Origin of the sequence: Sporolactobacillus shoreicorticis (assembly GCF_024125445.1) — a bacterium.
GTDB lineage: Bacteria > Bacillota > Bacilli > Bacillales > Sporolactobacillaceae > Sporolactobacillus > Sporolactobacillus shoreicorticis.
In genome coordinates this window covers 1-24,797 of the sequence record NZ_JAMXWM010000021.1, presented here as the reverse complement: position 1 = coordinate 24,797, position 24,797 = coordinate 1, and the positions used below count along the sequence as shown (strand labels likewise).

Sequence of the window (24,797 nt, the reverse complement as noted above, 5' to 3'; positions counted from 1 at the left end):
CGGTTTATAAGTAATTTTTTATTTTCGACCAGTCCTCGATCTTCTCATCCATTGTTTTTGGATATCGGGAAGGTGTCGGACTGGTCGACGGCATTTTAATCAAGTCTATACGGGATGGGATCCCCGATTTAAAATGCTTCTTGAATACCGCGAAAGACTTGCTTCCGTTAAAAGCAATTACTCGGATGTCCGGATGCTCGCGAAGCAGGCTGGGAATATCGTTGGGTTCTTCGTCTTTAATTGCAGAGTCCAGGCTGCCCCTGCGCTTGCAGTAGTGGATTGAATCCCACAGAGCAATTTGATGCTTCTTAACAAATTCCGTTTTCTCGGCATAGGACGGATTCGAATATTCTTCGTTAAAAAGTGCATACATGATCCTCCAGAATTGATTCCGCGAATTGGCATAGTATTGCTGCTTCGCCAGGGATTGAGCGCCGGGCATTGACCCCAAAATCAGAACATGCGCATCTTTTCCAATCATTTTTGGCATCGAATAAATGGGCTCATTTGTATTCATTAATTCCCTCCTTTCTGATTCTGTTATTCCTTAACTGCCGACCGCACAGTCGCCTTATCATCTTTTTTGTATTCACTCTTATAATAGACACGCCCGATGGAACAGCCTGCGCCAATTGACACGTGATTTCCTCTTACGACTTTTGCTTCCGTATCTTCAAGAGCGATATGGTCGCCTTCAATCGTGTCGGCAATCAGTTTTTTTCTGCCGAAAGCGGTCAAAAGCGGTTCGAGCAGGGCGGGCACAAATCGGCGTCGCACGGTCAAGATCCCGCATCCGATTTCCTTGATATGGGAAGCCATGCCGGACAAGGTCATGTCAATGCGCTCAGCGCTGCATAATCCGCCGATTTTCACCGGACCTTCCGCAACAAATTCCTCTGCCTCTAAATCACCGTCAACCGACAAAATTCCTGAAACCGTGCACCTTTCACTATGAATGGCTCCAAGTACCTTGGCTCTGCCGCTGATCTGAATCCGTTCCCCAGAGACATCTCCTTTTGCTTTGCATGAACCATTGACGGTAATTGACTCAGCAATGAATCGCTTTTCTATAACGGCCGATCCGCTGATCACAACATCTGCCGCTTTTACATCGCCGCCGATGAGGCCTGAACCGTTAATCGTCACACTGTTACAAATTAAGTCGCCCTGAATTTTACCGCTGCCGCTGATCTTCACATCCTCATAACAACCTCCGGACGCACTTCCGGAACCTAAAATGGATAAATTCTTCTTTTCCTCAGCCATTCTCATTCATCTCCATTTCAAAATGAATTTAATTTGTCTTATGATCTAAACGAACTACCTGACCAACATCAAAATGACCACTTGTTTTATAGAATCCGGAGTACTCAACGCGGCCAATCGAACAGCCGTCCGCAATTTCCACATCGACACCGCGAACAACTTTGGCTTCAGTAAACTCTAAAGAAACATGGTCGCCTTCAATCGTTTCCGCACGAAAATGCTTTGTCGGTGCGGCACTGAACAGCGCATGTTTTCGCTTTATCGAGACACGTCCGGCGCCGATTTCATTCACATAATGATCTGTGTTAATTTTCAGCGTAATGGAAACATCATCACAATTAAGCATCCCTTCAACATATATTCCGCCGCGCATATCAAGAGTCTCCAGAGACACATCGCCTGCCACGTGAAGCATTCCGCGCACCGTCAAGTCTTCACCCGTGAGATTCCGTCCGGCAAATAATTCTCCGTAGATGGATGATTTCTTCAACGCGCAATCTCCTTTGACACGTGTCTCGCCCATAAACCGAGACTCTGCAGCTGCCAGCCTGCCATCAATGGCCGCTTCGCCCATATTACGGAAATAATCACTGCAAAGATCGCCTGACACCACGCATTCGCCCATCACTTTACATGAATTCGCTTCAACGGAACCGGTAATCGTGCACTCACCCATAATGCGTACTTGGTCAAACACACCGCCCTCCGATTGTGTCTCACCCATAACTTTCATATTCTGCCTTGATTTTTGGTTCATGACTGCGCGTCCCCCTTTGAATTCTCATCCTGATCGGATTGTTCAATACACGCTTTGAGTACCTCAACACTCGCAGAAATCAGTTGCCTGTCAATAACCTTCACGCCCCCGTCAAAATAAAGTGTCACATCATCTGCGGCAATGAATACTATGGAAACGCCCATCTTTCGAATAAAATAGAGACAACTGTTCTTGTCGTAAATTTTATGGCTGCTTTCCTTCAGTACATTCAGCAAATCATTTGCTTCGGCGCGATTCATTTGACCCGCTTTCAGCAAGTGATCAAGAAGGAACATGGCCAGCAAGTCATGAAAATCGAAAGAATGCCGCGCGGAGCCGAATTCCTTGAAAATAGCGAGCGTCATTTCCGAAACAATGTTTCGATCAAGCAATTCTACTTCGGATAAAACTATTTTTGTAACCGACTGTGGGGAAAAACGTTCAGCAAGCTCATCAAGTGACAGTGTATCCTTCAACTCTGAAATGGATTGGACACGCTTCAGAATCTTAGCTTTCGGAAAAAAGGTCTCCTGACCGGTAAACGTGGCTTTACGGATGAACCACGTTTCCGGAATCAGCTTCTTTCTTTTCCAGCGATATAGCTGCCCATATGAAATTCCGGTTATTTCCAGTAAATCTTTCTTGGCAATCAATTCATCTTCCATAAATGATTCCCCATTTCCCTAATACTGAAGTCAGTATAACATAACACTGTTTTATTACAAAGAAATTCTTACGTTTAAACTTCCAGTTAATTTTGACATTCAATTTGCTATAATAAAAAAACACTGTCTGCACACAAATAATCGTTGGAAACACAAAAAATAGAGACTGTAAACAGGAAGGAAATGAAGAAGTGACACAACAACTGGAAAGAAAGCTGAAAAATCGCCACATTCAATTGATTGCAATTGGTGGTGCCATTGGTACCGGACTATTCCTCGGATCGGGAAAAGCAATCCATTTAGCCGGACCGTCTATTCTGTTTGCCTACTTGATCATCGGAGTCGCACTATTTTTTGTTATGCGCTCGCTGGGTGAACTGCTGCTGTCAAATACGGCCTATACATCGTTCACAGATTTTGCTGTAGAATATCTTGGTCCATGGGCCGGCTTTGTAACCGGCTGGACCTACTGGTTCTGCTGGATTATGACGGCTATGGCTGATATTACTGCGGTTGGTAAGTACATACAATTTTGGTTTAACGTGCCTCAATGGCTTCCGGCTTTTCTATGCCTTATCGTTTTGACACTATTGAACTTACTTACAGTAAAAATGTTTGGTGAGATCGAATTTTGGTTCGCTATTATAAAGGTCATTACAATTATTGCCCTTATCCTTCTTGGATTAATTATGATCATTGTCGGATTCAAAACTGATACCGGACATGCCTCCATTCAAAATCTCTGGTCGTACGGCGGATTGTTCCCGCATGGCATTAACGGTTTCTTCCTCGGTTTCCAGATGGCAGTCTTTTCCTTTGTCGGTATTGAACTTGTCGGGGTAACCGCTGCTGAAACCGCTGACCCAGAAAAGAACATACCGCGCGCAATTAACAGCCTGCCGATCCGTGTCCTGCTCTTTTACATCGGCGCACTGTTTGTCATTCTCTGCATCATTCCGTGGACACAGCTGAACGCGGATAACAGTCCCTTTGTTAAGGTTTTTACACTTGTGGGTATTCCTGCCGCAGCCGGCATCATTAATTTTGTTGTGCTCACTTCGGCTGCCTCCGCATGCAACAGCGGCCTGTTCTCGACAAGCCGCATGCTTTTCTCACTCGGACGCGTTGGCAATGCACCAAAGAGCTTTTCCGTCCTGGGCAAAAGCGCCGTTCCAAGTACCGCACTCATGAGCTCTACACTCGCTCTCTCGGTTGGCGTTATTCTTAATTACTTCCTGCCCGATATTGTGTTCACACTTGTCACCAGCATTAGCGCTATTTGTTTTATATGGGTGTGGGGCGTTATCTTGGTGGCTCATATTATTTATTTGAAAAAGCGTCCGGATCTGTCCCGTGCTTCAAAATTCAAAGCGCCGTTCGCACCATTCATCAATTGGGTCATTCTCGCTTTCTTTATCTTTTTGCTTATCTTGATCGGTATGGCTGCCGACACACGTGTTGCGCTTTTTGTCACTCCGGTCTGGTTCCTGATTCTTGCCATCGCCTACTTGCTTCATCGCAAGAAAAAAGCCGACATCTGACTCACAAAGCATTAAAAAAATTCCTGCCCTCACCACGGCAGGAATTTTTCTTTTGTTTTCAATCATCGGAAAGTACGCGACAAACCCTTTTTTAATAAAAAAATGCGCTATACTAGTAAAAGAAGGAAATTTATCCATTTATTTAAAGAAATCACAAGAACACCCATGCCAATGAGGAGGACTTCGATTGTGACAGAAAAACCAAAACTAGAAGACGTGGCGAAACTCGCTGGCGTCTCACCGACAACCGTTTCACGTGTGCTCAACAACCGAGGTGCGATCAGTGATAAGACAAGGCAGCGTGTGAATGAAGCCATCGAGCAGCTAAACTATCATCCAAATGAAATCGCACGCTCGCTCTTTGTCAGCAAGACACATTTCATCGGGCTCATTTTCCCGACAACAGGTCACCCCTTCTATGGAGAAATCGTCTTTCATATTGAAAACATATTATCTGAAAAAAACTATAAAGTCCTTATTTGCAATACAATGGATCAGGCAGATAAAGAAACGAAGTATTTGAATATGCTGCTTGCCAACCAAGTGGACGGAATGATCGTCGGTGCCCATAATGTCGGCATTGACACTTATCAGCGCGCGCACCTGCCCATTGTTGCTATTGACCGCAAAGTTTCTGACACCATTACGGTTATAAGCAGCGATAATTACCAAGGGGGACGAATCGCCGCGGAGGAATTGCTGCGTCAAGGTCGGACCAAGACGATCCACATTAACAGTGCACCGCAGCATGAGGCACCGTCCAGCTATCAGCGGCGAAAAGGGTATGAAGATGTACTTGCGGAGCACGGACTGCCTTTTAAAACATATACAGTGGAACTTCCTTTTGACACGGAAACCAAACAACAGATGCTTTCATCAATTTTAGACGAACATCCCGACCTTGACGGCATGTTTCTCAGCGATGATATTACCGCCGCAATCGCACTCAGTATGGTCAGAAACCGAAAAAAGGATATTTTTATTATCGGCTATGACGGAACGGAAACGGTTACAACCTGTCTGCCCGAACTAACGACCGTCGTTCAGCCCATTCGGGCCATGGCCCAATTAGCCGTCGACCTGCTCTTAAAAGAAATAAACAATGATTTCACCGACATCAAAAAAAATTACATGCTGCCGGTGAAACTGAGACGAGGGGAGCAGCTTTAAACACGGCATCTGAGCTGACTTAATTATGTACGATTTCTTTTGGTCTGCAGCTCCACCAGCCTGCCTCTCAATTTCAAATCGCTTGCATAGAGATACAAGCCATGGACTGCCCGTGTCATCAGCACATTGATCGAGTTTAAAATGATCTGCTCCTTAACATTATCCAAATGGGCTACATCGTTTCGCTTTATGAACGCGGCGCCGTCCTGATACCTTTCCGGACGAATCACGATCCGATCACTTGTCTCGTCATAGGAGACCGACGGGTCAAGGATCACACCGGCGTAGTTCAAATCAAAGCCTTGAATCGTGTACACCGATCCCACTTCGTCAATCGTATCGGCACGCTCCGCCCACGCCTGTTTCTCTGCCGTTTTCGAGCGGTCCCAACGCAGATGAAAATTCGGTTCGTCGATGTAGTAATCGCTGCCGTCCAGCGTGTAAGGATAATCATAGGTTGCGATCAGCCGTGAAAGATGATATTGGCTGTTTCGCGCCTTGATGACTTGGTACAGGACGCCTGCATCCGCAAAGATGCGAAAATCGAACGGCTGTTTTTTAGGAAACGGCAAAATTTTTTTATGTATAAATGCATCAATCCAATTGAGAACATCAGTCTGAGCACGCATACGAAACTGATTGGTCAAATAGAAATGTTCATGCGGCACGCGTTTCATGAATGCCTGAACATTGCTTTCATTCCAATAGCTTTTCAGTTTCAGCACTTGCTTTTCATCAAAGACCATAACCACCGCGCGGCTGCGTTTTAAAATTTCTTCAAGTTGATTGGCCTGATAAAACCGATTGTAACGATCGCTCTTGGTCAAGAGAAGATGCGCCTCATCAATCAACACCACATCGGCGCGTTTCCCGGATTTCCGCATTTGATTAATAAAGGAGGTTGGCCGAATAAAGTCTTTTTTGCGCACATTCGGCAGCTGCTCGGCGATTTCTTTGTACAATTTGATCATTTCCGAATGATTGACAATCAGGTAATTTCTCGTATTCGCAAGCGAATCATCAGCGTTCCCCGCACGCGCAGCTGTCTGAATTTCATTGAATACCGAATTGAGCACAACACTTTTCCCCGTTCCCGCGTCCCCTTGGATAACAAACAAGGACGTTTGGTCATTGGGAACATGCACTCTGCAGAAACGGATGATTTTCAGCCTCAGCTCCAGTTGCTGCTGCGAGAGCTTTTTGAAGGGTGATAATTTAAAAATGGCTTGATTATGATCATGATTAGCACTCGTGGCTTGTATCATCTGCAAAACCTCCTCATTCTATGATACCTTGAACCATAAAGAAAAACTTCCCAATTGGCAAGCCTTTGGTTCAATCAGAGATTTAGTTTTTTTTTGCATTGAAAAAGTGATCCGAGGATCACTTCACCGTGTGTTTATTTAAATAAATCAGCATACTCGCCGTAACCCTCCGCCTTCAAATCATCCTTTGGAATGAATCGCAGTGCGGCTGAATTGATGCAAAAACGATGCTTTGTCGAAACAGACGGCTCCGGGAAGACATGGCCTAAATGGGAATCGCCCAGTTTGCTTCTAACCTCAGTGCGAATCATGCCGAAAGAATCATCTGAGTGCGTTGTGATTTGATCGGTACTGATTGGCCGAATGAAGCTCGGCCAGCCGCAGCCTGCGTCATATTGATCGATCGTCGAAAACAACGGTTCACCAGAGATCAGATCCACATAGATACCGGGTCTCTTGTTGTCCCAATATTCATTTTGAAACGGCGCTTCTGTTCCCTTCTGCTGTGTGACCTTATATTGAATCGGTGTCAGCTGTTCTTTTAATTGCTCGCGATTCTTTTTTTCTCTCCAATGCTCCGCGATAAAATCAGCGCGTCCCGAGCTCTGACGATAACGTCGATAGCTGATCGGGTCCTTCCGATAATAATTCTGATGCGCAGCCTCGGCCGGATAAAACGGTCCCGCCGGAACGATTTCCGTCACAATTGATTTCCGGAAACGTCCGCTTTGTTCAAGCGCCTGCTTTGACGTTTCAGCAAGTCTTTTTTGTCGGTCATTATGATAAAAAATAGCCGTTCAATATTGACTGCCTCGATCATGAAACTGTCCTTTGCGATCCGTCGGATCAATCTGCTGCCAATAGAGCTCCAGCAATTTTTCATAAGGAAAGACATCCGGATCAAAAGTAATCTGCACCGCTTCCGCATGACCGGTCTTCCCAGAACATACTTCACGATAAGTCGGATTCTCCGTCCGGCCACCCGTATAACCCGACACGACTTCAACAATGCCCGGCTGCTGATCGAAAGGCTGTACCATACACCAAAAGCATCCGCCCGCAAAAGTTGCTTTTTCCGTTCGACTCATTCTAATCCACTCCTTTAATCTATGTATGATTCTATCATTTTGCCCCTTTTTCAAAAAATTTGCGGCTTTCTCACTGCCAATAATTGGCACGAAAAAGGAGCACCCCTCTGTCGGAACGCTCCTCTCTCTATTCAGCTCCTGTTTACGGCTTCAGCTTCATTTTTTTATTCGGGGTCAGCGTAAGCTCTTTGCCGCCCGTCGCTACGCGTGTTTCTTTTGGAATAAATCCATGTACGCGTGTCAGTGGAAATACCCATGTATACGGTCCGATACAGGTTCCCGGAAGCGTCGCCGAGTTAGCGCCGATGCGGCTGTAATCACCGAGCACGCAACCGAAGAAATCCGTATCGAACGGTGTATAGGTTCCACCCACCTTGACACCGATAATCCCTTGATCGAAACGCCTGTTGGCGATGATTGTACCTGAACCGACACGGGCGCCCCGTCCGATGATTGAATCACCCGCGAACGTGAAGCTCTGTACCTTAGCGCCATTACTGATAATCGCGTGCTTTATTTCGCAGCCATGACCGATGACGCAGTTGTTGCCAATCATCGTGTACGGACGAATCAGTGCACCGGATTGAATCGTCACATTTTCACCGATAATCACCGGACCTTCAATCGTTACCTGCGAATGGATCTGTGTCCCTGCACCAATCGAATAATTGCCATGCAGATAGCTGCCCTCAGCAAGTTCTCCGTCGTTCTTTTTCAGATTATTTTTTTCCACACGTTCCTCAATAATCTCCGTCGCTTTTTTCAGTGCTTCCCAAGGATACACAACACCTTGAAAAACTTCGGGAACATAGAAGCTCTCCGTATTTTCAAAAAAATAGCTAAGCTTCAGTTGTTCTTCACTCATTCAAATAACCTCCATTACTTATGATGAGACCGGCCTTCTTCTGTATTTTCCAGAAAAACTTGGCTGGGTCTGAGTCCTCGGAAGTCAGCCAGGCATTAGTTTTTCATTTCTTTTTGTATAAAAAATGCGGCCATTACTGACTTGAGCCACTCAGGCAGATCCTTCTCCATTATATCCATAACGCGGATCGTTTTATAGTGGAGTCATGCCATAATCTTCGTAATCATTTGAGCTGATTGATTTAAATTGTCTCAAATTAATGAAACCGTTTTATATTATTCATTGAAATCCCTTTTTGTAGATGCTAAAGTGAAACTGAAACTGCCGGCCACATGATTTTATCGGCGTGCATGAGGAATATCCGAATAAATAGGTGACGATAAATGGATCGAACGACCATTAAAAATATGAAACAAGTAAATAAACGAGACATCTTCCATCTTCTGTATAAACAGCGCAAGCTTTCGAAACAAGAGATTGCCGATAAGCTGCATTTAAGTCTGCCAACCGTAACGCAAAATCTGATGCACTTACTTCATGAGGGCCTCATCATTACTCAGGGCAAACTCGATTCTTCAGTGGGGCGAAAACCGACTGCTTATGGGATCCGCTCACGCGCAAAAATAACTATTGGTGTCGAGGTTGCACATGATTCGGTTATTTTGTCCATGGTCGACTTGTATGGCATGGCAATTAACGAAAAACGAATGGACCTTCCGTTTGAAAACACAAGCGACTATGTAAAAAAGCTTTGCACCCGGCTTCACGCCTTTATTGCCGAAACAGACATTCTCAGATCCGACATTCTGGAGATCGGCATTGCATTTCCGGGTCTGATCTCATTTGACGGTACAACGGTCATCTATGGAAAAATTTTAAATAATACCGGAATGAGGATCGATAAGTTTCAAGCCAGCATGGACATTCCATGTCGTTTCTTTCATAACGCTTCTTGTGTGGCAACAATTGAGCATTGGGCCAATCCCACCGTACAGGATGCCATTTTTTTGACAATCAGTCACCATCTTGGCGCAGCGATCATGATTAATCGGAAAATATATTCCGGTAAAAACGGACGCAGTGGTACGATGGAGCATACTACCATTAATCCGAACGGCCGCCTCTGCTACTGTGGTAAGAGAGGTTGTCTGGAAACTTATTGTTCCCTCAATTCATTATTGGTTGAAGGAGAATCTGCAGAACAATTCTTTAGCGATTTACGCGCCGGGAAAACAAGTACGGGAAAACGCTGGCAGGCCTATATGGATTATTTAGCCATTGCCGTAAACAATCTGCATATGTTTATTGACAATAAAGTGATCCTATGTGGAAAAATTGTGCAATATATGAATGAAACAGATATTGAGTGCCTGCATCAATTGGTTCAACAAAAAACCGCTTTCCCAGACCATGACCATTATATTGAACTTGGTGCTGTAAAAATCAATCCCGTATCACGTGGTGCGGGGTTGTCGGCGATTCAGCGCTTTATCGATTCCATTTGATGAATAGGGAAGGATACTGGGTATCAAAAATTATGTCCTCTGCAGCGGTGAAGCAATCAACAGCATGATTTTAACAACATTGTGCGGATCAATGAGGGCCTATTTTAGCACAGCAATTTTATAAAATAGTTTTATAAAATGATTTACGTTTTATTCAGTATGTGTTATGATGCATTCGAAAGCAAATGAATGCGTTTTCTATAAAGCGGATTCAAAGAAAGGGGAAATGGTTTGATCTTTGGTCTCTGCATTTAAACAGGAGCATATCGTTACGTTCAAAGTGAAACATTTCACAAAAATTCATACTAGCCTTTAATTGTATTTCATACTTTTACTCATACTAGGATTACATGTCATTTAAGACTATAATAAATTTAATTTTGGAAGGAGTCTTTTCAAATGATCGAGTCCACAGAAAAATCAATGGATTATTCTTCAAAAGCCTATCTGAGTCTGGTGGATCGCTATTGGCGTGCTGCGAACTATCTGTCCATCGGTCAAATCTACTTAAAAGATAACCCGCTGCTTGATCGTCCGATTGTACCAAGTGATATTAAAAGGCATCCGATTGGCCACTGGGGGACCATATCCGGGCAGAATTTCATCTACGCTCATCTTAATCGGATTATCAATAAATACAATTTAAACATGTTTTACATTGAGGGACCTGGTCACGGCGGACAGGTGATGGTATCAAATGCCTACCTTGACGGCAGCTACAGCGAAATTTATCCGACTATCTCGCAAGATAAAGCCGGTATTCAGCGTCTCTTCAAACAATTTTCCTGGCCCGGCGGCGTTGCGTCACATGCGGCTCCTGAAACACCGGGATCAATCCATGAAGGCGGCGAACTCGGTTATTCAGTGTCTCATGCGATTGGCGCAATTCTCGATAACCCGGATCAAATTGCCGCAGCTGTGATTGGTGACGGTGAAGCAGAAACCGGTCCGCTTGCGACCTCTTGGCATGCCAATCATTTCATTAACCCAATCCATGACGGTGCCATTTTGCCCATTCTCTACATCAATGGTTACAAGTTAAGTAATCCGACTATTTTCTCTAGAACATCGGATCAGGACTTAGCAAAATACTTTGAAGGTATGGGCTGGGAAGCTTATTTTGTCGAAGGCAGTGATCCGCAATTGGTTCATCCGGCAATGGCGCAGGCTTTGGATCAAATCGTTGAAAGGATTAAAGACATTCAAAAAAATGCGCGAGAAAATAATGATACGACCCTTCCTAAATGGCCGCTGTTGATTTTCCGAAGTCCGAAAGGCTGGACCGGTCCGAAATCTTGGGAAGGAAAGCCGGTCGAAGATTCCTTCAGATCACATCAGATTCCGATTCCGGTTGACCAGCAGCATTTAGAGCATGTGGATGCATTAATCCACTGGCTTAAGTCTTACAAACCGGAAGAACTTTTCAATCAGGACGGCTCTTTGAAATCTGATATAAAACGGATCATTCCTAAAGGAACGAAACGTATGTCTACGAATCCCATTACCAACGGCGGCGTCGATCCGCGTGACCTTCGCCTGCCGAATTACCGCGATTATGCGATTGATTTTAAAGAACGCGGAGAAAAAACAGCTCAGGATATGCTGGTTTTCGGAAGCTATGTGCGTGATATTATTTCCTTGAATCCTGATAATTTCCGAGTATTCGGTCCGGATGAGACCGCATCCAATCGTTTAGGCGCTGTCTTTGAAGTGACCAATCGCCAGTGGCTGGGTGAGGTTGATGAACCCCGTGACGAATTTGTAGCGCCGTCGGGACGCGTTCTGGATGCGCAGCTTTCCGAACATCAGGCAGAAGGCTGGCTTGAAGGGTACACCTTGACCGGCCGCCACGGTTTCTTTGCCAGCTACGAATCATTCTTGAGAGTTGTTGATTCGATGCTCACGCAACATTTCAAATGGCTGCGCAAATCAAATGAGCTTTCCTGGCGAAAATCTTATCCATCCTTAAATGTCATTGCTTCATCCACAGTTTTTCAACAGGATCACAATGGCTATTCCCACCAAGATCCGGGACTGCTCTCACATCTTGCTGAAAAAAAGCATGAATATGTTCGCGAATATTTACCGGCAGACGCCAACACATTGCTCGCTGTCACAAATAAAATGTTTCACAGCCGGAATAAGATTAACCTGGTCATTGCGTCAAAGCATCCGCGTCAACAGTGGTTTTCGATTGACGAAGCTTCGGAACTGGTCGATAACGGACTCGGAATCATTGATTGGGCAAGTACCGATCAGGGAACTGAGACTGATCTCGTCATTGCGAGCTCCGGTACGGAACCGACTCTTGAAAGTCTCGCTGCAATTCAGCTGCTTCATCAGGCATTCCCCGAAATGAAAATTCGCTTCGTTAATGTAGTGGATGTTTTGAAGCTGAAAAGTCCGAGAAAGAGCCCGCGCGGATTAACCGATGAAGTGTTTGATCACTATTTTACAAAAAGTAAGCCGATACTCTTTGCTTTCCATGGCTATGAAGATTTAATTGAAGACCTGTTCTTTGGCCGTCACAACACCAATCTGACCGTCCATGGCTATCGTGAAAACGGTGATATTACCACTCCGTTCGACATGCGTGTGCTGAACCATCTGGATCGTTTTCACCTTGCCAAAGCGGCAGTTATGCTGCAGCCGAACTACGCAGAGAAAAGCGATGCGTTCATCGCGCAAATGGATCACATGATTGCCAAACACAATCGCTACATTCGCGAGGAAGGTGCAGATTTACCTGAAGTGGCAAGTTGGAAATGGACGCCATTAAACTAAAGGAATTTCAGCAAGAAACCCGCCTCGATCATTTCATTTAATGATCGAGGCGGGTTTTAATTATAGTTCGCAAAAGCACTGCAGCATTCATATAAAATTTAAGCTGTATCAACCTACAGTACTTCACCTGTGCTGCAATTTATAAATAACCGCTTCATAAGGACGCAGCGTGCAGGTCTCTAACTGATGCGGTGAATCCGGATAATTACTGATTAAAATATGAAGATCATAAGCACCTTCCACAGAGTAATTAAATACCGCCGGCTGTTCATAAAAGTTGCATACAACGAGCAGTTCCTGATCATCCGACGCGCGTTTATAAGCGTATACATTGGGATGGTCACGATCGATTAATTCGTAGGATCCCTCCGTGAAAATGGCGTGTTCCTTCCTAAGCGCGATCAGCTTCTGATAATGATAAAACACGGAATTTGGATCATTTAGGCTTTGTGAAACATTAATTTGGCGGTAATTAGGATTGACCTTCATCCAAGGACGCACGGATGAAAATCCTGCGTAGTCGCTGTCATCCCACTGCATCGGCGTCCGCGCATTGTCCCTCGCCTTCATTTGAATGGAGCGCATGATGTCCTGTTCGGCATACCCTGAGGCAAGCCGCTCATGATACATGTTCTGCGTCTCAATATCCGGATAATCTTCAATAGACGTAAATTTTACATTGGTCATCCCGATCTCTTCACCCTGATAGATATAAGGCGTGCCCTTCATGCCATGCAATAAAGTAGCGAGCATCTTCGCGGATAACTCACGATAAATTCCGTCATTCCCCCAACGCGAAACAATGCGCGGCAGGTCATGATTGTTCCAAAACAAGCTGTTCCATCCACTCGAAGCAAATGATTTCTGCCACTTGGTCATCACATCTTTGAGATCAACCAAGTCCAGTCTTTTCAAATCCCATCGATGTTTGCCCGGTTGTTTGTCTAAATTCATTGGTTCAAATTGAAAAACCATACTCAACTCGTTGCGCTCTTCATCCGAATACAGATGGCCGATCTCCGGTGTCGCCCCCCATGTTTCACCCACGGTCAGCAAATGCTTCGCCCCAAAGGTTTTCCTGTTCATTTCTCTCAGATAGTCGTGCAGCTTGGGTCCGTTCTCCTTGATTCCTTTGTCGGGCTGCTTGCCGATTAAATCAATCACGTCCATCCGAAATCCGCTCACGCCTTTATCGATCCATTGATTCATCATCTTATAAATCGCTTCACGCATGTTTGGATTTTCCCAATTCAAATCGGGCTGCTGTTTACTATAAAAATGCAAGTAGTACTGACCGGTCCGTTCATCGTATTCCCAGGCTGATCCGCCGAAATTTGACGTTAATTCATTCGGTTTATCCCGCCAAATGTAAAAATCACGATACGGATTATCCTTTGATTTTCTTGATTGAATAAACCACGGATGCTGATCCGATGTATGATTGACGACCAGATCCATAATCAGCTTTATACCTCGCACGGTACATGCCTGAATCAGATTTTCCATGTCGTTCATCGTGCCGTACAGCTCGGATATTTGCGTGTAATCACTGATGTCATAGCCGTTATCGACCTGCGGCGACTGATACACCGGACATAACCAGAGCACATCCGCGCCTAATTTTTGAATATAATCGAGTTTGCGAATAATGCCGTTTAAATCTCCGATTCCGTCCTGATTACTGTCCAAAAAGCTCTTAGGATAAATTTGATAAACGACACTGCGTTTCCACCAATTTTTTTCCATGATAAACTCCTTTAGTCCGTTAGCTCTTTTCTTGCGAGCAGGAATCCGCCGATAATCCCTGCCTGGTCATTGAGTCCGACCGGCTGAATATAACGCTCTAAATCCAGAACCGCAACGTAATCATTGAGCAGTTGTCCAAATTGTTGACGAATCAACTGAAAAATCTGCTTCTGCTTCATAATTCCGCCGCCTAAAATAATACGTTCCGGACGCAGGACGAGCGTGTAGCTGACCAATGCCTGTGCAAGGTAGTAGGCCTCTAGCTCCCAAACTTCAAATCGCTCGGCCAGCTTGATACCCTTTTTCCCCCAGCGTTTTTCAACAGCAGGGCCGGAAGCCATACCTTCCAGACAATCCTTATGGAACGGGCAATTACCCACATACATGTCGTTGGGATGCCGTCTGATTAAGAGATGGCCCATTTCCGGATGGCTGTACGCATTCAGCATTCGTCCCTGATTGATAAACCCGCCGCCTATTCCGGTTCCAACCGTTAAATACAGGCAGCTCTGCGTTCCTTTCGCATTCCCCAAAATATATTCCGCATAGCCCGCCGCATTCACATCAGTCGTCCAAGCAATCGGTACATCAAAGTGCGTCTTCAGGCTGCCGACAAAATTGAAATCTTTCCAAAAGGGCTTTGGTGTCGATGTGATATAACCATAGGTCTCAGAGTTCCGATTTACATCGATTGGTCCGAATGAACCGACTCCGATCGCATCAATCGAATACTGATTAAAGAACGCGATGATTGGCTTCATCGTTTCTTCAGGTTTCGTCGTCGGCACTGTGAGCGTATCGATAATCCTTATTTGCTCGTCACCGACCGAGGCGATAAATTTTGTACCGCCTGCTTCAATTGAAGCTAATATCATGAAATTCCACTCCCGAACGCGATTTAAAAAGTTACTTCCCTGTCACAGCAATTAGTGGGCTGCCCGGCACCACATGCTCATGAGTAATCCGCTCAACCGAAGCATAGGCCGCCGTATTGGTCACCACCGTAATAATCGTAGGATCATAGCCAAGGGCTTTTATTTCATTCAGATCAAACGTGCAGAGCTTCGTACCCTTTGTAATCTGCTGATTTTGTGCCACATAGCCTTCAAAATGCTGTCCGTTTAAGTTTACCGTATCAATACCAATGTGCACGAGTATCTCCGCGCCAGTTTCCGTTCTGAATCCATACGCATGGTGCGTCGGATACGCGACCGTCAACACACCGTCACAAGGCGCAAAGACATCCCCATTCTCCGGAATAACCGCAGCTCCTCTTCCCATGAATTCAGATGAGAAAACTTTATCCTTTACTTCTTTAAGGCTGATCGGTTCACCTGTCGCGGGCGCATAAATGATTTCATCTTGAACAGCTGCCTTTACTGAATCTGCCGCTTCAAATTCCTCAACCTCAGCACCATCCGCAGTGGTGACTGCTTCAATCGTCATCGCACGCTTGCCATAGATATAAGTCGCCGCGAAAGCAATCACAAAGCTGATCAATCCGCTTAATAAGAAGGAAGCAATTGATTGAGAACGAATACAGATGAATCCGATCACACTCGCCGGTCCCATGGAAACTGACAGGACATGAAACAATCCAACAAAAATCGAGGCGATACCTGAAGCAATCATTGCGCAAAAGAATGGATATTTCAATTTAAGATTTACACCGAAAATTGCTGGTTCGGTGATTCCGAGCATTGCTGAAATACTTGATGAGGATGCCAGACTTTTTTGTTTCTTACTCTTTGTGATAAAGAACACAGCAAGACATGCCGCCCCTTGCGCAATATTAGCCATCGATGCAATTGGGAAAACAAAAGATCCTCCGGTTTTCGCTACATCTGCCAGCAGCTGCGTTTCAATAGCCGGAAAGCTTTGGTGAAGTCCGGTAATGACGATAGCGGAATAGAAAAAGCCGAACACCATTGTTCCAATCGGACCTGTTGTATTATAAAGCCACATAATGCCGTTCGTTAAACCGTCGCTGACATTTCGCATTACCGGTCCGACAAAAATAAAGGTTAGGAATCCTGTAATAATAATGGCAAGCATCGGTGTAAAGGTGAAATCAAATGCTTTTGAGATACGTTTATGAAAGAACTTCTCAAGCTTAGCCAAAATAAAAGAAACGACGAGAACCGGAAGCACTGTCCCCTGATATCCGGCCTGAGCAACGTTTAATCCAAAGAGATTCCAAAAAGCAAGCTTTCCGGAGGCGGCCGCACTCACGACTTCATAACCGCTTGTGAGCGCCGGTGAAACCATGATCATTCCCATCGCCGCGCCAAGATAGGGATTTCCGCCAAAGCGCTTGGTCGCTGAGAAACCAATCAGAATAGGTAAGAAAGTAAATGGGGCTGCCGACAATGTATTAATAAAAGCAGCAATATCCTTTAGACCCGGATAAATCTCAACAATCGACCTTGCTGTGAACAGATGCTCCGCCGTTAAAACATTGTTCAGGGCCATCAGCAAACCGCCGGCAACAAGTGCGGGAATAATTGGAACAAAGATATCGGAAAGCACTTTGACAAATCGCATAAACAGATTTCCTTTTGCTCCGGATGATTCCTGATTAACATCTTCTTTTGTCATGTCAGGGAGGTCCGCCTGCTTAATCAACGCATCATACACCTTATCTACATCACCGGGACCGATAATAATCTGAAACTGACCATTGGTCTTAAACGTTCCTTTAACATCAGGATGCTCATCAAGTGCCGCTTGATCAATCTTAGTCTCATCTTTAATGACCAGACGCAGCCGAGTAGCACAATGAGCAGCCGCTTGAATATTCTCCTTACCGTTAAGTGCGTTCAATACATCCTGAGCAACTTTTTCGTGATTCATGTTGAACACCCTTTCAGAAAAATGAATTCGCATTAATTGAAAACGCTTTATTTATAATATACTCCATTTTTTCAATATGTCAATCGTACGTCATAAAAAATACAAATTATAATTAAGTTATTATTTTAATGGCTTATATCCTGCAATACGTTTGACACAAATAGATATTTAAGGTACATTTCAAGTAAAGATAACCTTTCTTTGCAAAGTATAAAAATTTAGAGGAATTTAGTGTACGTGCAGCTAAGTCTTCGCCTTCGCTAGAGGCTTGGCGAAGCCAAGTTTTCTAATATTAGGGGGTTCATGGCATGACGGAATGGGATCGAGCACTAAGATATAAGAAGTTCGACGACTGGTCCGAACAGGAGAAATTTGCTCTGGTGGATCAAGTGCGGCACTCACCATGGAGAATGGACGTTCATATACAACCGAAAAGCGGTCTTTTAAACGATCCTAACGGATTTTCTTATTACAACGATCAATGGCACCTATTCTATCAAAATTATCCGATGGGACCCGTTCATGGCTTGAAGGCGTGGTACCATCTCACATCAAGCGATCTCACGCATTGGGAAGAGCATGGATTGGCGATGATTCCGGATACGCCCTACGACAGCCATGGCTGCTACTCTGGGTCCGCACTGCCGGTCAATGACAAACTTTTCATTATGTACACCGGCAATGTTCGCGACAAAGGCTGGCAGCGCTATCCTTATCAGATCGGCGCTTGGATGGATAAGAATAATAAAATTGAAAAAATAAAGTCACCCATGATCGCGCATCAGCCGAATCACTATACCGATCATTTCAGAGATCCGCAAATCATTCGCCATAATGATCATTATTACGCGCTTATAGGCGCTCAAAATGATCGGCTGGACGGCGAAATTGTAGTCTATAAGTCGGATGACTTATCTCAATGGCGCTTTCTCGGAACCCTGCCGCTTACTGATCAATCGCTCGGTTATATGATCGAATGTCCTAATCTCCTATTTATTGATGAAAAACCCGTACTCATTTTCTGTCCACAGGGGCTAGATGAACAGATTCTTAATTATAAAAATATTTACCCTAATGTTTTTCTTGTCGGTGACCAAGTTAATTTAGATAGGCCCACATTCACTTCAAAGCATCCGCTTCATAACCTTGATGAAGGATTCGATTGCTACGCGACTCAGGCATTCAACGCACCGGACGGCCGCGCACTTGCCGTCAGCTGGGTGGGTTTGCCTGAAATTGGCTATCCGACGGATCAATATGGCTGGGCACATTGCCTAAGCTTTGTTAAAGAATTATCGATTAAAGACGGACGTCTCTATCAAAACCCGGTACGCGAAACAGCAGCTTTGCGCACAGAACACAACCAGTCTCACGGGACGCTTAGCAGGCAATCTCAAGTGATCGCCAAGGACTGCATGCCCGCCTATGAACTCGACATTGATCTGTCCGGCACAGGAGGCTGCCGATTAGCATTAGCAAATAACGGAACACAATCACTTGACCTGACTATTGATTTTGAAAACGGTATACTGACACTTGATCGTGGGCATTCCGGGGTTCTTTTTGCTGAAGAATACGGAACAACGCGCACGACGACGATTCCAAAGCGCCAACCTGTGCACCTTCAAATCTTTATTGATCACTCGATTGCCGAAATCTTCGTGAATCACGGGTTTAAAGTACTGACCGCCCGTTTCTTTCCCGACGACAATCAAACGCAAATATCCTTGGAGACCGACTCTCATTTAGATTATAATTATGATTATTGGAGACTAACACGGAAAAGGATAATCAACAGTGAGGCCAAAACTAAATGATGTTGCCCGAGAAGCCGGTGTTTCTCCGACAACCGTATCTCGTGTGATCAACAACCACGGATACCTAAGTGAAAAAACAAAAAACAAAGTATTTGAAGCAATGAAGGAGCTGAACTATCAGCCCAACTCTATTGCACGCTCACTTCATGGGAAGCAAACCAATCTGATTGGTGTGCTCTTTTCTTCAGTAAGCAACCCCTTCTTCGGAGAGCTCGTCGAAAAAATTGAGAACAAGCTCTTCAAATTAGGTTATAAAACCATTTTGTGTAACAGCGCAGATAATAAAGAAAAAGAACGCGTTTATTTGAATATGCTGATCGCCAATCAAGTTGATGGAATCATCGCCGGCGCACATAATCTCGGAATCAAGGAATATGAAAAGGTCGGTCTTCCGATTATTTCTTTTGATCGGTATTTGTCAGACACCATTCCGATTGTCAGTTCCGATAACTACCAAGGAGCAGTGCTGGCTACTCAGGAACTTTATCAAAACGGCGCGCGTACGATTTACCTTTTTGCCAGCAGCAAGACGCCAAACAGTCCAACCGACAGACGGCGCACCGGTTACCTGGAGACCATGGAACGACTAAACCTGACTGCCCATGAAAAAGTAATCTCATCTTCAATGACGGCAACAGTTAAAGCGCTTCTGATTAAACAAATTTTAACAACTGATTCCATCGATGGTATCTTTTGCACCGATGATCTCACTGCGCTCATTGTTTTACGGCAGGCAAGGGAACTGGGTCTGCGCGTTCCCCAAGATTTAAAAGTCATTGGGTACGACGGCACTCAATTTATCCAAAATTATCACCCCGAATTGACAACCATTGCTCAGCCAATAAACGACATGGGTGAACTGCTTGTTGAGCTTCTGCTGCAACGCATTGAGGATGAAAAAACCGAATTGAAACATCACTATGTACTGCCTGTGAAACTCATTCGCAATCAATCCAGTTCACAATTCGATTAATCGACACAAAAAAGATCCGGTTGCTACTCCCGGATCTTTTTTTGCTTCTGGGTCAGCATGACCGTGATGATCGCCGACACTAGGATACCTGACACGAGACATGGATACACCGTTTTAAAAACAAAGCCGGTGATCAATCCACCGATGACTCCAATACCCATTATGGTCGCACGTTCTTTTTTATCCACATTCATTCCTCCGTTTTTTCTAAACGCTTATTGACGGACCCGGCGTTTACTGCAAGTTCTGCCGCATTTCACAAGATCATTGCCTCGCCGAACACGGGCGTATCCATTGCCACTTACTGAACCTGTATCCTATAATGAGCATACACGAACTTTTTTGCAACAGGCATGAATCGATAGGGGGACCACGTTTGACTACTTATTTACGTAAAGCGACCAGCCATGATTTCCCAGAGATCAAAAAAATTATTGATCAGGCGAAACGCTTGTTAAAGGATGACGGAATTGATCAATGGCAGGACGGGTATCCGGACGATGCAACCTTGCAAGAGGATATAGCCCAGGAAATCAGTTATGTGCTGATTGTTAACAGACAAGTTGCAGGTACCGGAGTCATTTTCAAGAAAATAGAGCCCGCTTATGAGGCCATTGAGTCAGGCTCGTGGATTCAAACGCACGCATCCGCCTATGTATCCATTCATCGAGTAGCGCTTTCTTCTGATTTTCGCGGCCGTCATTTAGCTTCTCCGCTCATGGAATTTCTCATCACCGCGGCGGCTCTGATGGGCTATAGCGACATCAGAATTGATACGCATCCCGAAAATCCCCGCATGCAGCATATCATCAAACAAGCAGGATTCGCGTATCGCGGCATCGTTCATCTGGACATGCCGAATGGAAAGCGATGGGCCTACCAGCTTTTGTTAGATGCATAACACCAAAGGAACAAAAGCAGCCGGTGACACTCCGACTGCTTTTTATTAATGCTTCTTATCCGCAGGACTTGCTATTTCCGAATCATCCGGCAATACCAATTTGTAACTATATATTTTATTAGTGACTATCCATGCGATCACTACGAACATTTAAGCAGGAAGCCCAAAAAATCAGTGGTAAAATAGCAAGAATAATCCAAGTAACTCCGGCGCAAACCAATCGCCCTTTTGCAGCAAGTAATGGTACGCCATGAATCTTGATGAGTCATGAGCATCCGGCGTATTGATTATAAAACCTATGAACTCATGTCCGGCGCATGTATGCACGAACAGTAAGCGGCGCAAAAATGATCACAACCACCGCCGCTCCTATCAGGGTAGCGGCGAAATCCCAGCCGACCGAACCGGAATTTGTTAAATGACGGACCGCTGTAATGAGATGCGAGACCGGATTAACATTTGCAAACCACCGAAGCCAGCCGGGCATCGTCTTTACGGGCACAAATGCATTGGAGAGAAACGTAAGCGGGAACAGAACAAGCATTGAGATTCCCTGTACGCTGGAAGCTGTACGTGCGATGACACCGAAGAAGGCAAAAATCCAGCTCATTGCCCATGAACACACAATCACAAGCACTCCGGCAAAAATGACATTGCCCAGGCCGCCGTCGGGACGATAACCCATGATGTACCCCATCGCAAATGTGAGCACCGTTGCAATCGTGTAGCGGATAGTATCCGCCAGCAATGCACCGGCTAATGGAGCAATACGTGCGATCGGCAGCGACTTGAATCGGTCAAATACACCTTTATCCATATCCTCGCGCAGCTGCACACCGGTAACAATCGACGTTGTAATGACCGTCTGCACAAGAATGCCGGGAATAATGACCGGCAAATAGCTCTGTACGTTCCCGGAGATCGCGCCTCCGAAGATATAAGTAAACATTAAAGTAAAGATGATCGGCTGTAAAGTGACATCGAAGAGCTGTTCCGGTGTGCGCCGAATTTTCAGCAATCCTCGATAAGCCATTGTTAATGAATTGCGCACAGTCTGACCGAGACCTGAATTTTTTTTCAACTGCCGCTTAGAAACAGGCACCATTGAATTGTTTATCATTGTTTCATCTCCCCACTTTTCTCCAAAGATTCCGTTTTCTGCGACGCCTCAGCTTTATGGCCGGTGATGGTCAGAAAAACTTCATCAAGTGAAGGTTTTTGTACACTCACTTCAGCAAGTTTAATCTCTGCTTCACGCATGGCGATAAGAAGATCAGTAACCCGGTCAGCCTCCGCCATCGGTGCGGTAATTCTTCCCGCCTCAGGCAGTATAACCGATGGTGCCTGAAGTACTTTTTCAACAATCTGGCGTGCCGAGTTCAGAGCCTGCCGATCCTTAATCCTAATTTGCAGCGACGCATTACCAACGGACATTTTCAATTCATCTACCGTACCTTCCGCAACGACTCGGCCGCGGTCGATCACCGCAACTCGGTCTGCCAATTCATCGGCCTCCTGCAAATATTGAGTGGTCAAAAGAACCGTTGATCCCGATTTAACCAATCGGCGAATGGTCTCCCACATTTGGTTGCGCGTTCGCGGATCGAGCCCGGTCGTCGGTTCATCGAGGAAAATCAGCGGCGGCTGAGCAATGAGACTCGCTGCCAGATCCAAACGGCGGCGCATGCCTCCCGAGAAATTTTTCAACGGACGTTTTGCTGCTTCAGTTAAACTGAATTCTTCAAGTAGCTCAGATGATTTTTTCTTTGCCTCCGCACGTCCTAAGCCGAGAAGCCGAGAAAAAATTACCAGGTTTTCCGTTGCTGTGAGCGATTCATCAACTGAAGCGTACTGTCCGGTTACTCCGATCAATTGACGCACAATTTGCGGATCTTTTACCACATCATATCCAAATATTTTTGCCGATCCTGCATCAGGCCGCAATAAAGTCGCAAGCATCCTGATAGTTGTAGTCTTTCCTGCTCCATTTGGCCCAAGCACACCGTAAATCACCCCCGGACGCACATGCAGGTCAACACCGTCAACAGCATGGTTGTTACCGAATTTTTTTACTAATCCTTGTGCTTCAACAGCCCATTCGTCGTTGCCCGACATATTTTTCTTTACATTCATTTTCATTCCTCCTCGTATTTCCTACTATAATTGGAAACCAAATTTTTTATAATGAACGCGCGACGGGAATGCTCTCCACCCACAGACGGATTTTTTTACTGCTGCTTCAAAAACAGATAATAATGGCTATTGATGAACAGAAGATGAACACAAGGCAAGCTTACGTGCCGCAGAATTAAAAGAAGCGGGATCATAGCCTTCCCGCTCCTTTCTCCACTGTACATAAGGTTCACAACCTGATCTTTATTAAATTTCATTCACTATTTGTTCCGGAGATTCAGCATCGGTGACGACGAAAAATCAGCCGATTATTCGAAATCGTATCTTGCTGATAGAGATCTTTTAATGCCCCGATACGCTTCCCGAACAAGAGGGACCTCTATTAATAGACCTTATAAATCTATAGGACTATCATATAATTGTACATTGGGTTGCTATCATCGAATATGGCTTGAGGAGGGTTTCCATGAACTATCGACGTCTCGGCAACACCGGCCTTAAGGTCAGCACGGTCAGTCTTGGCAGCTGGCTGACCTACGGAGGCTATGTCGTAAACGAAAACGCGGTGAACACGATTCTAAAGGCATACGATCTCGGCATTAATTTCTTCGATACGGCAAATGTCTATATGCGCGGGGAAGCAGAAAAAGTGGTTGGCAAAGCAATCAAGGCCCTTCCACGTGAATCGATTGTGCTTTCAACAAAGGTTTATTTTCCAATGGGTGACGGACCGAATGATCACGGGCTGTCCCGCAAGCACATCATGGAGCAGGCGAATGCCAGCCTGAAACGGCTGGATGTCGATTATATTGATCTTTACTACTGCCACCGGTTTGATCAAGATACACCGATCGAAGAAACCTTGCGCGCATTCGACGACCTGATTCATCAAGGCAAGGTCAACTACATCGGGGTCAGCGAATGGACCGCAGCACAAATCACCGAGGCTGCGCAGATTGCCGATCAGAAGCTGCTCAACCATTTTGTCGCCAATCAATCGAAGTACAATATGCTTGCACGAAAAATTGAAGATCAGGTCATCCCCGCGAGTCGGGCGCACGGAGTCAGCCAAGTATGCTGGTCTCCGCTCGCCCAAGGTGTTCTGACCGGAAAGTACACGTCACTAAACGATTTCCCAACAGGAAGCCGAGCAGCTGAAAACAAAGGCGGCATCCGCGAGTATCTGACAGAAGAAAATTTGAATAAAGTCGCCGAACTTAAGAAAATTGCTATCGAACTCGGCATCAGCATGGCGCAATTGGCACTGGCCTGGATTCTTCGTCAAGACAATGTTGCCAGCGTCGTTGTCGGCGCCAGCAAACCCGACCAAATTGTTGATAACGCTAAAGCTGCCGATGTCACGCTTGATGCAGGGACATTAAATCATATTAAAAACATATTAAACGCTTAATAGAACAAGCACACTGTACCAGCCGTGTTCAGAAATTGGAACACGGCTTTTTAACAG

At 45.2% G+C, this 24,797-nt stretch carries 20 protein-coding genes and 1 pseudogene; 8 read left to right on the top strand and 13 right to left on the bottom strand.

Annotated elements, in window-relative coordinates; translation table 11 throughout:
* Positions 1 to 4: 4 nt before the first annotated feature.
* Genes NIE88_RS15400 through NIE88_RS15385 form a run of 4 tightly spaced genes read right to left on the bottom strand, consistent with a single transcriptional unit; the run spans position 5 to position 2,688 of the window.
* Positions 5 to 517: a DNA-deoxyinosine glycosylase gene (locus NIE88_RS15400; protein ID WP_253063458.1), complete on the bottom strand. Its 513-nt coding sequence runs from the start codon at positions 515 to 517 to the stop codon at positions 5 to 7.
* A gap of 23 nt (positions 518 to 540) precedes the next feature.
* On the bottom strand, positions 541 to 1,266 hold the full coding sequence (locus tag NIE88_RS15395) for a bactofilin family protein (protein ID WP_253063457.1): 726 nt from the start codon (positions 1,264 to 1,266) through the stop codon (positions 541 to 543).
* A gap of 28 nt (positions 1,267 to 1,294) precedes the next feature.
* Complete coding sequence (locus NIE88_RS15390) at positions 1,295 to 2,023, bottom strand: hypothetical protein (RefSeq protein ID WP_253063456.1); 729 nt, start codon at positions 2,021 to 2,023, stop codon at positions 1,295 to 1,297.
* Positions 2,020 to 2,688, bottom strand: a complete 669-nt coding sequence (locus NIE88_RS15385) for a YhbD family protein (protein WP_253063455.1) — start codon at positions 2,686 to 2,688, stop codon at positions 2,020 to 2,022. Before NIE88_RS15385 ends, NIE88_RS15390 begins: the two co-directional genes overlap by 4 nt.
* Positions 2,689 to 2,879: 191 nt before the next feature.
* Between NIE88_RS15385 and NIE88_RS15380 the strand changes: the two genes are divergently transcribed.
* On the top strand, positions 2,880 to 4,229 hold the full coding sequence (locus NIE88_RS15380; RefSeq protein ID WP_253063454.1) for an amino acid permease: 1,350 nt from the start codon (positions 2,880 to 2,882) through the stop codon (positions 4,227 to 4,229).
* A gap of 189 nt (positions 4,230 to 4,418) precedes the next feature.
* Positions 4,419 to 5,399, top strand: coding sequence for a LacI family DNA-binding transcriptional regulator (locus NIE88_RS15375; RefSeq protein WP_309247046.1), 981 nt, complete (start codon positions 4,419 to 4,421; stop codon positions 5,397 to 5,399).
* Positions 5,400 to 5,422: 23 nt separating this feature from the next.
* Here NIE88_RS15375 and NIE88_RS15370 read toward each other — a convergent pair whose 3' ends face one another.
* From NIE88_RS15370 to NIE88_RS15360, 3 genes and pseudogenes are all read right to left on the bottom strand, one after another.
* A complete protein-coding gene (locus NIE88_RS15370) occupies positions 5,423 to 6,664 on the bottom strand; it encodes a DUF2075 domain-containing protein (RefSeq protein WP_253063452.1) in 1,242 nt (413 codons plus the stop codon).
* Between the two features lie 134 nt (positions 6,665 to 6,798).
* Positions 6,799 to 7,752, bottom strand: a pseudogene (gene msrA / locus NIE88_RS15365) (peptide-methionine (S)-S-oxide reductase MsrA).
* A gap of 142 nt (positions 7,753 to 7,894) precedes the next feature.
* Positions 7,895 to 8,617: an LbetaH domain-containing protein gene (locus tag NIE88_RS15360; protein ID WP_253063451.1), complete on the bottom strand. Its 723-nt coding sequence runs from the start codon at positions 8,615 to 8,617 to the stop codon at positions 7,895 to 7,897.
* 383 nt (positions 8,618 to 9,000) lie between these two features.
* On the opposite strand from NIE88_RS15360, the gene NIE88_RS15355 reads away from it, so the two are divergent.
* Both NIE88_RS15355 and NIE88_RS15350 read left to right on the top strand, forming a co-directional pair.
* Positions 9,001 to 10,122 (top strand): ROK family transcriptional regulator, encoded by a 1,122-nt coding sequence (locus tag NIE88_RS15355; protein ID WP_253063450.1) that lies wholly within the window; start codon positions 9,001 to 9,003, stop codon positions 10,120 to 10,122.
* A gap of 399 nt (positions 10,123 to 10,521) precedes the next feature.
* On the top strand, positions 10,522 to 12,906 hold the full coding sequence (locus NIE88_RS15350; RefSeq protein ID WP_253063448.1) for a phosphoketolase family protein: 2,385 nt from the start codon (positions 10,522 to 10,524) through the stop codon (positions 12,904 to 12,906).
* A 123-nt stretch (positions 12,907 to 13,029) separates the two neighbouring features.
* Here NIE88_RS15350 and NIE88_RS15345 read toward each other — a convergent pair whose 3' ends face one another.
* Genes NIE88_RS15345 through NIE88_RS15335 form a run of 3 tightly spaced genes read right to left on the bottom strand, consistent with a single transcriptional unit; the run spans position 13,030 to position 17,505 of the window.
* Complete coding sequence (locus tag NIE88_RS15345; RefSeq protein WP_253063446.1) at positions 13,030 to 14,652, bottom strand: glycoside hydrolase family 13 protein; 1,623 nt, start codon at positions 14,650 to 14,652, stop codon at positions 13,030 to 13,032.
* An 11-nt stretch (positions 14,653 to 14,663) separates the two neighbouring features.
* On the bottom strand, positions 14,664 to 15,527 hold the full coding sequence (locus tag NIE88_RS15340) for an ROK family protein (protein WP_290446525.1): 864 nt from the start codon (positions 15,525 to 15,527) through the stop codon (positions 14,664 to 14,666).
* 31 nt (positions 15,528 to 15,558) lie between these two features.
* Positions 15,559 to 17,505, bottom strand: a complete 1,947-nt coding sequence (locus NIE88_RS15335; protein WP_253063444.1) for a sucrose-specific PTS transporter subunit IIBC — start codon at positions 17,503 to 17,505, stop codon at positions 15,559 to 15,561.
* A gap of 308 nt (positions 17,506 to 17,813) precedes the next feature.
* On the opposite strand from NIE88_RS15335, the gene NIE88_RS15330 reads away from it, so the two are divergent.
* A complete protein-coding gene (locus NIE88_RS15330) occupies positions 17,814 to 19,322 on the top strand; it encodes a sucrose-6-phosphate hydrolase (protein WP_253063442.1) in 1,509 nt (502 codons plus the stop codon).
* Positions 19,303 to 20,295, top strand: a complete 993-nt coding sequence (locus tag NIE88_RS15325; protein WP_253063440.1) for a LacI family DNA-binding transcriptional regulator — start codon at positions 19,303 to 19,305, stop codon at positions 20,293 to 20,295. The genes NIE88_RS15330 and NIE88_RS15325 overlap by 20 nt, the downstream gene beginning before the upstream one ends.
* Before the next feature lie 23 nt (positions 20,296 to 20,318).
* Here the strand turns inward: NIE88_RS15325 and NIE88_RS15320 are convergent, their stop codons facing one another.
* The gene (locus tag NIE88_RS15320) at positions 20,319 to 20,483 is read right to left on the bottom strand and encodes a hypothetical protein (protein ID WP_253063438.1); all 165 of its coding nucleotides are present in this window, start codon (positions 20,481 to 20,483) and stop codon (positions 20,319 to 20,321) included.
* A gap of 188 nt (positions 20,484 to 20,671) precedes the next feature.
* On the opposite strand from NIE88_RS15320, the gene NIE88_RS15315 reads away from it, so the two are divergent.
* A complete protein-coding gene (locus NIE88_RS15315; protein ID WP_253063436.1) occupies positions 20,672 to 21,196 on the top strand; it encodes a GNAT family N-acetyltransferase in 525 nt (174 codons plus the stop codon).
* Between the two features lie 304 nt (positions 21,197 to 21,500).
* Here the strand turns inward: NIE88_RS15315 and NIE88_RS15310 are convergent, their stop codons facing one another.
* Both NIE88_RS15310 and NIE88_RS15305 read right to left on the bottom strand, forming a co-directional pair.
* On the bottom strand, positions 21,501 to 22,316 hold the full coding sequence (locus NIE88_RS15310) for an ABC transporter permease (RefSeq protein ID WP_253063434.1): 816 nt from the start codon (positions 22,314 to 22,316) through the stop codon (positions 21,501 to 21,503).
* Complete coding sequence (locus tag NIE88_RS15305) at positions 22,313 to 23,329, bottom strand: ATP-binding cassette domain-containing protein (protein ID WP_253063432.1); 1,017 nt, start codon at positions 23,327 to 23,329, stop codon at positions 22,313 to 22,315. The genes NIE88_RS15310 and NIE88_RS15305 overlap by 4 nt, the downstream gene beginning before the upstream one ends.
* Before the next feature lie 466 nt (positions 23,330 to 23,795).
* Here NIE88_RS15305 and NIE88_RS15300 point away from each other — a divergent pair, with 466 nt between their 5' ends.
* Positions 23,796 to 24,740, top strand: coding sequence for an aldo/keto reductase family protein (locus NIE88_RS15300; protein ID WP_253063430.1), 945 nt, complete (start codon positions 23,796 to 23,798; stop codon positions 24,738 to 24,740).
* Positions 24,741 to 24,797 lie beyond the last annotated feature (57 nt).

Bases quoted from the DNA above. Each gene is read 5' to 3' on its own strand.
- NIE88_RS15350 (WP_253063448.1), top strand. From the start codon at position 10,522: ATGATCGAGTCCACAGAAAAATCAATGGATTATTCTTCAAAAGCCTAT.
- NIE88_RS15335 (WP_253063444.1), bottom strand. From the start codon at position 17,505: ATGAATCACGAAAAAGTTGCTCAGGATGTATTGAACGCACTTAACGGT.
- NIE88_RS15345 (WP_253063446.1), bottom strand. From the start codon at position 14,652: ATGGAAAAAAATTGGTGGAAACGCAGTGTCGTTTATCAAATTTATCCT.
- NIE88_RS15360 (WP_253063451.1), bottom strand. From the start codon at position 8,617: ATGAGTGAAGAACAACTGAAGCTTAGCTATTTTTTTGAAAATACGGAG.
- NIE88_RS15305 (WP_253063432.1), bottom strand. From the start codon at position 23,329: ATGAATGTAAAGAAAAATATGTCGGGCAACGACGAATGGGCTGTTGAA.
- NIE88_RS15390 (WP_253063456.1), bottom strand. From the start codon at position 2,023: ATGAACCAAAAATCAAGGCAGAATATGAAAGTTATGGGTGAGACACAA.
- NIE88_RS15385 (WP_253063455.1), bottom strand. From the start codon at position 2,688: ATGGAAGATGAATTGATTGCCAAGAAAGATTTACTGGAAATAACCGGA.
- NIE88_RS15355 (WP_253063450.1), top strand. From the start codon at position 9,001: ATGGATCGAACGACCATTAAAAATATGAAACAAGTAAATAAACGAGAC.
- NIE88_RS15300 (WP_253063430.1), top strand. From the start codon at position 23,796: ATGAACTATCGACGTCTCGGCAACACCGGCCTTAAGGTCAGCACGGTC.
- NIE88_RS15340 (WP_290446525.1), bottom strand. From the start codon at position 15,527: ATGATATTAGCTTCAATTGAAGCAGGCGGTACAAAATTTATCGCCTCG.
- NIE88_RS15395 (WP_253063457.1), bottom strand. From the start codon at position 1,266: ATGGCTGAGGAAAAGAAGAATTTATCCATTTTAGGTTCCGGAAGTGCG.
- NIE88_RS15370 (WP_253063452.1), bottom strand. From the start codon at position 6,664: ATGATACAAGCCACGAGTGCTAATCATGATCATAATCAAGCCATTTTT.
- NIE88_RS15400 (WP_253063458.1), bottom strand. From the start codon at position 517: ATGAATACAAATGAGCCCATTTATTCGATGCCAAAAATGATTGGAAAA.
- NIE88_RS15330 (WP_253063442.1), top strand. From the start codon at position 17,814: ATGACGGAATGGGATCGAGCACTAAGATATAAGAAGTTCGACGACTGG.
- NIE88_RS15310 (WP_253063434.1), bottom strand. From the start codon at position 22,316: ATGATAAACAATTCAATGGTGCCTGTTTCTAAGCGGCAGTTGAAAAAA.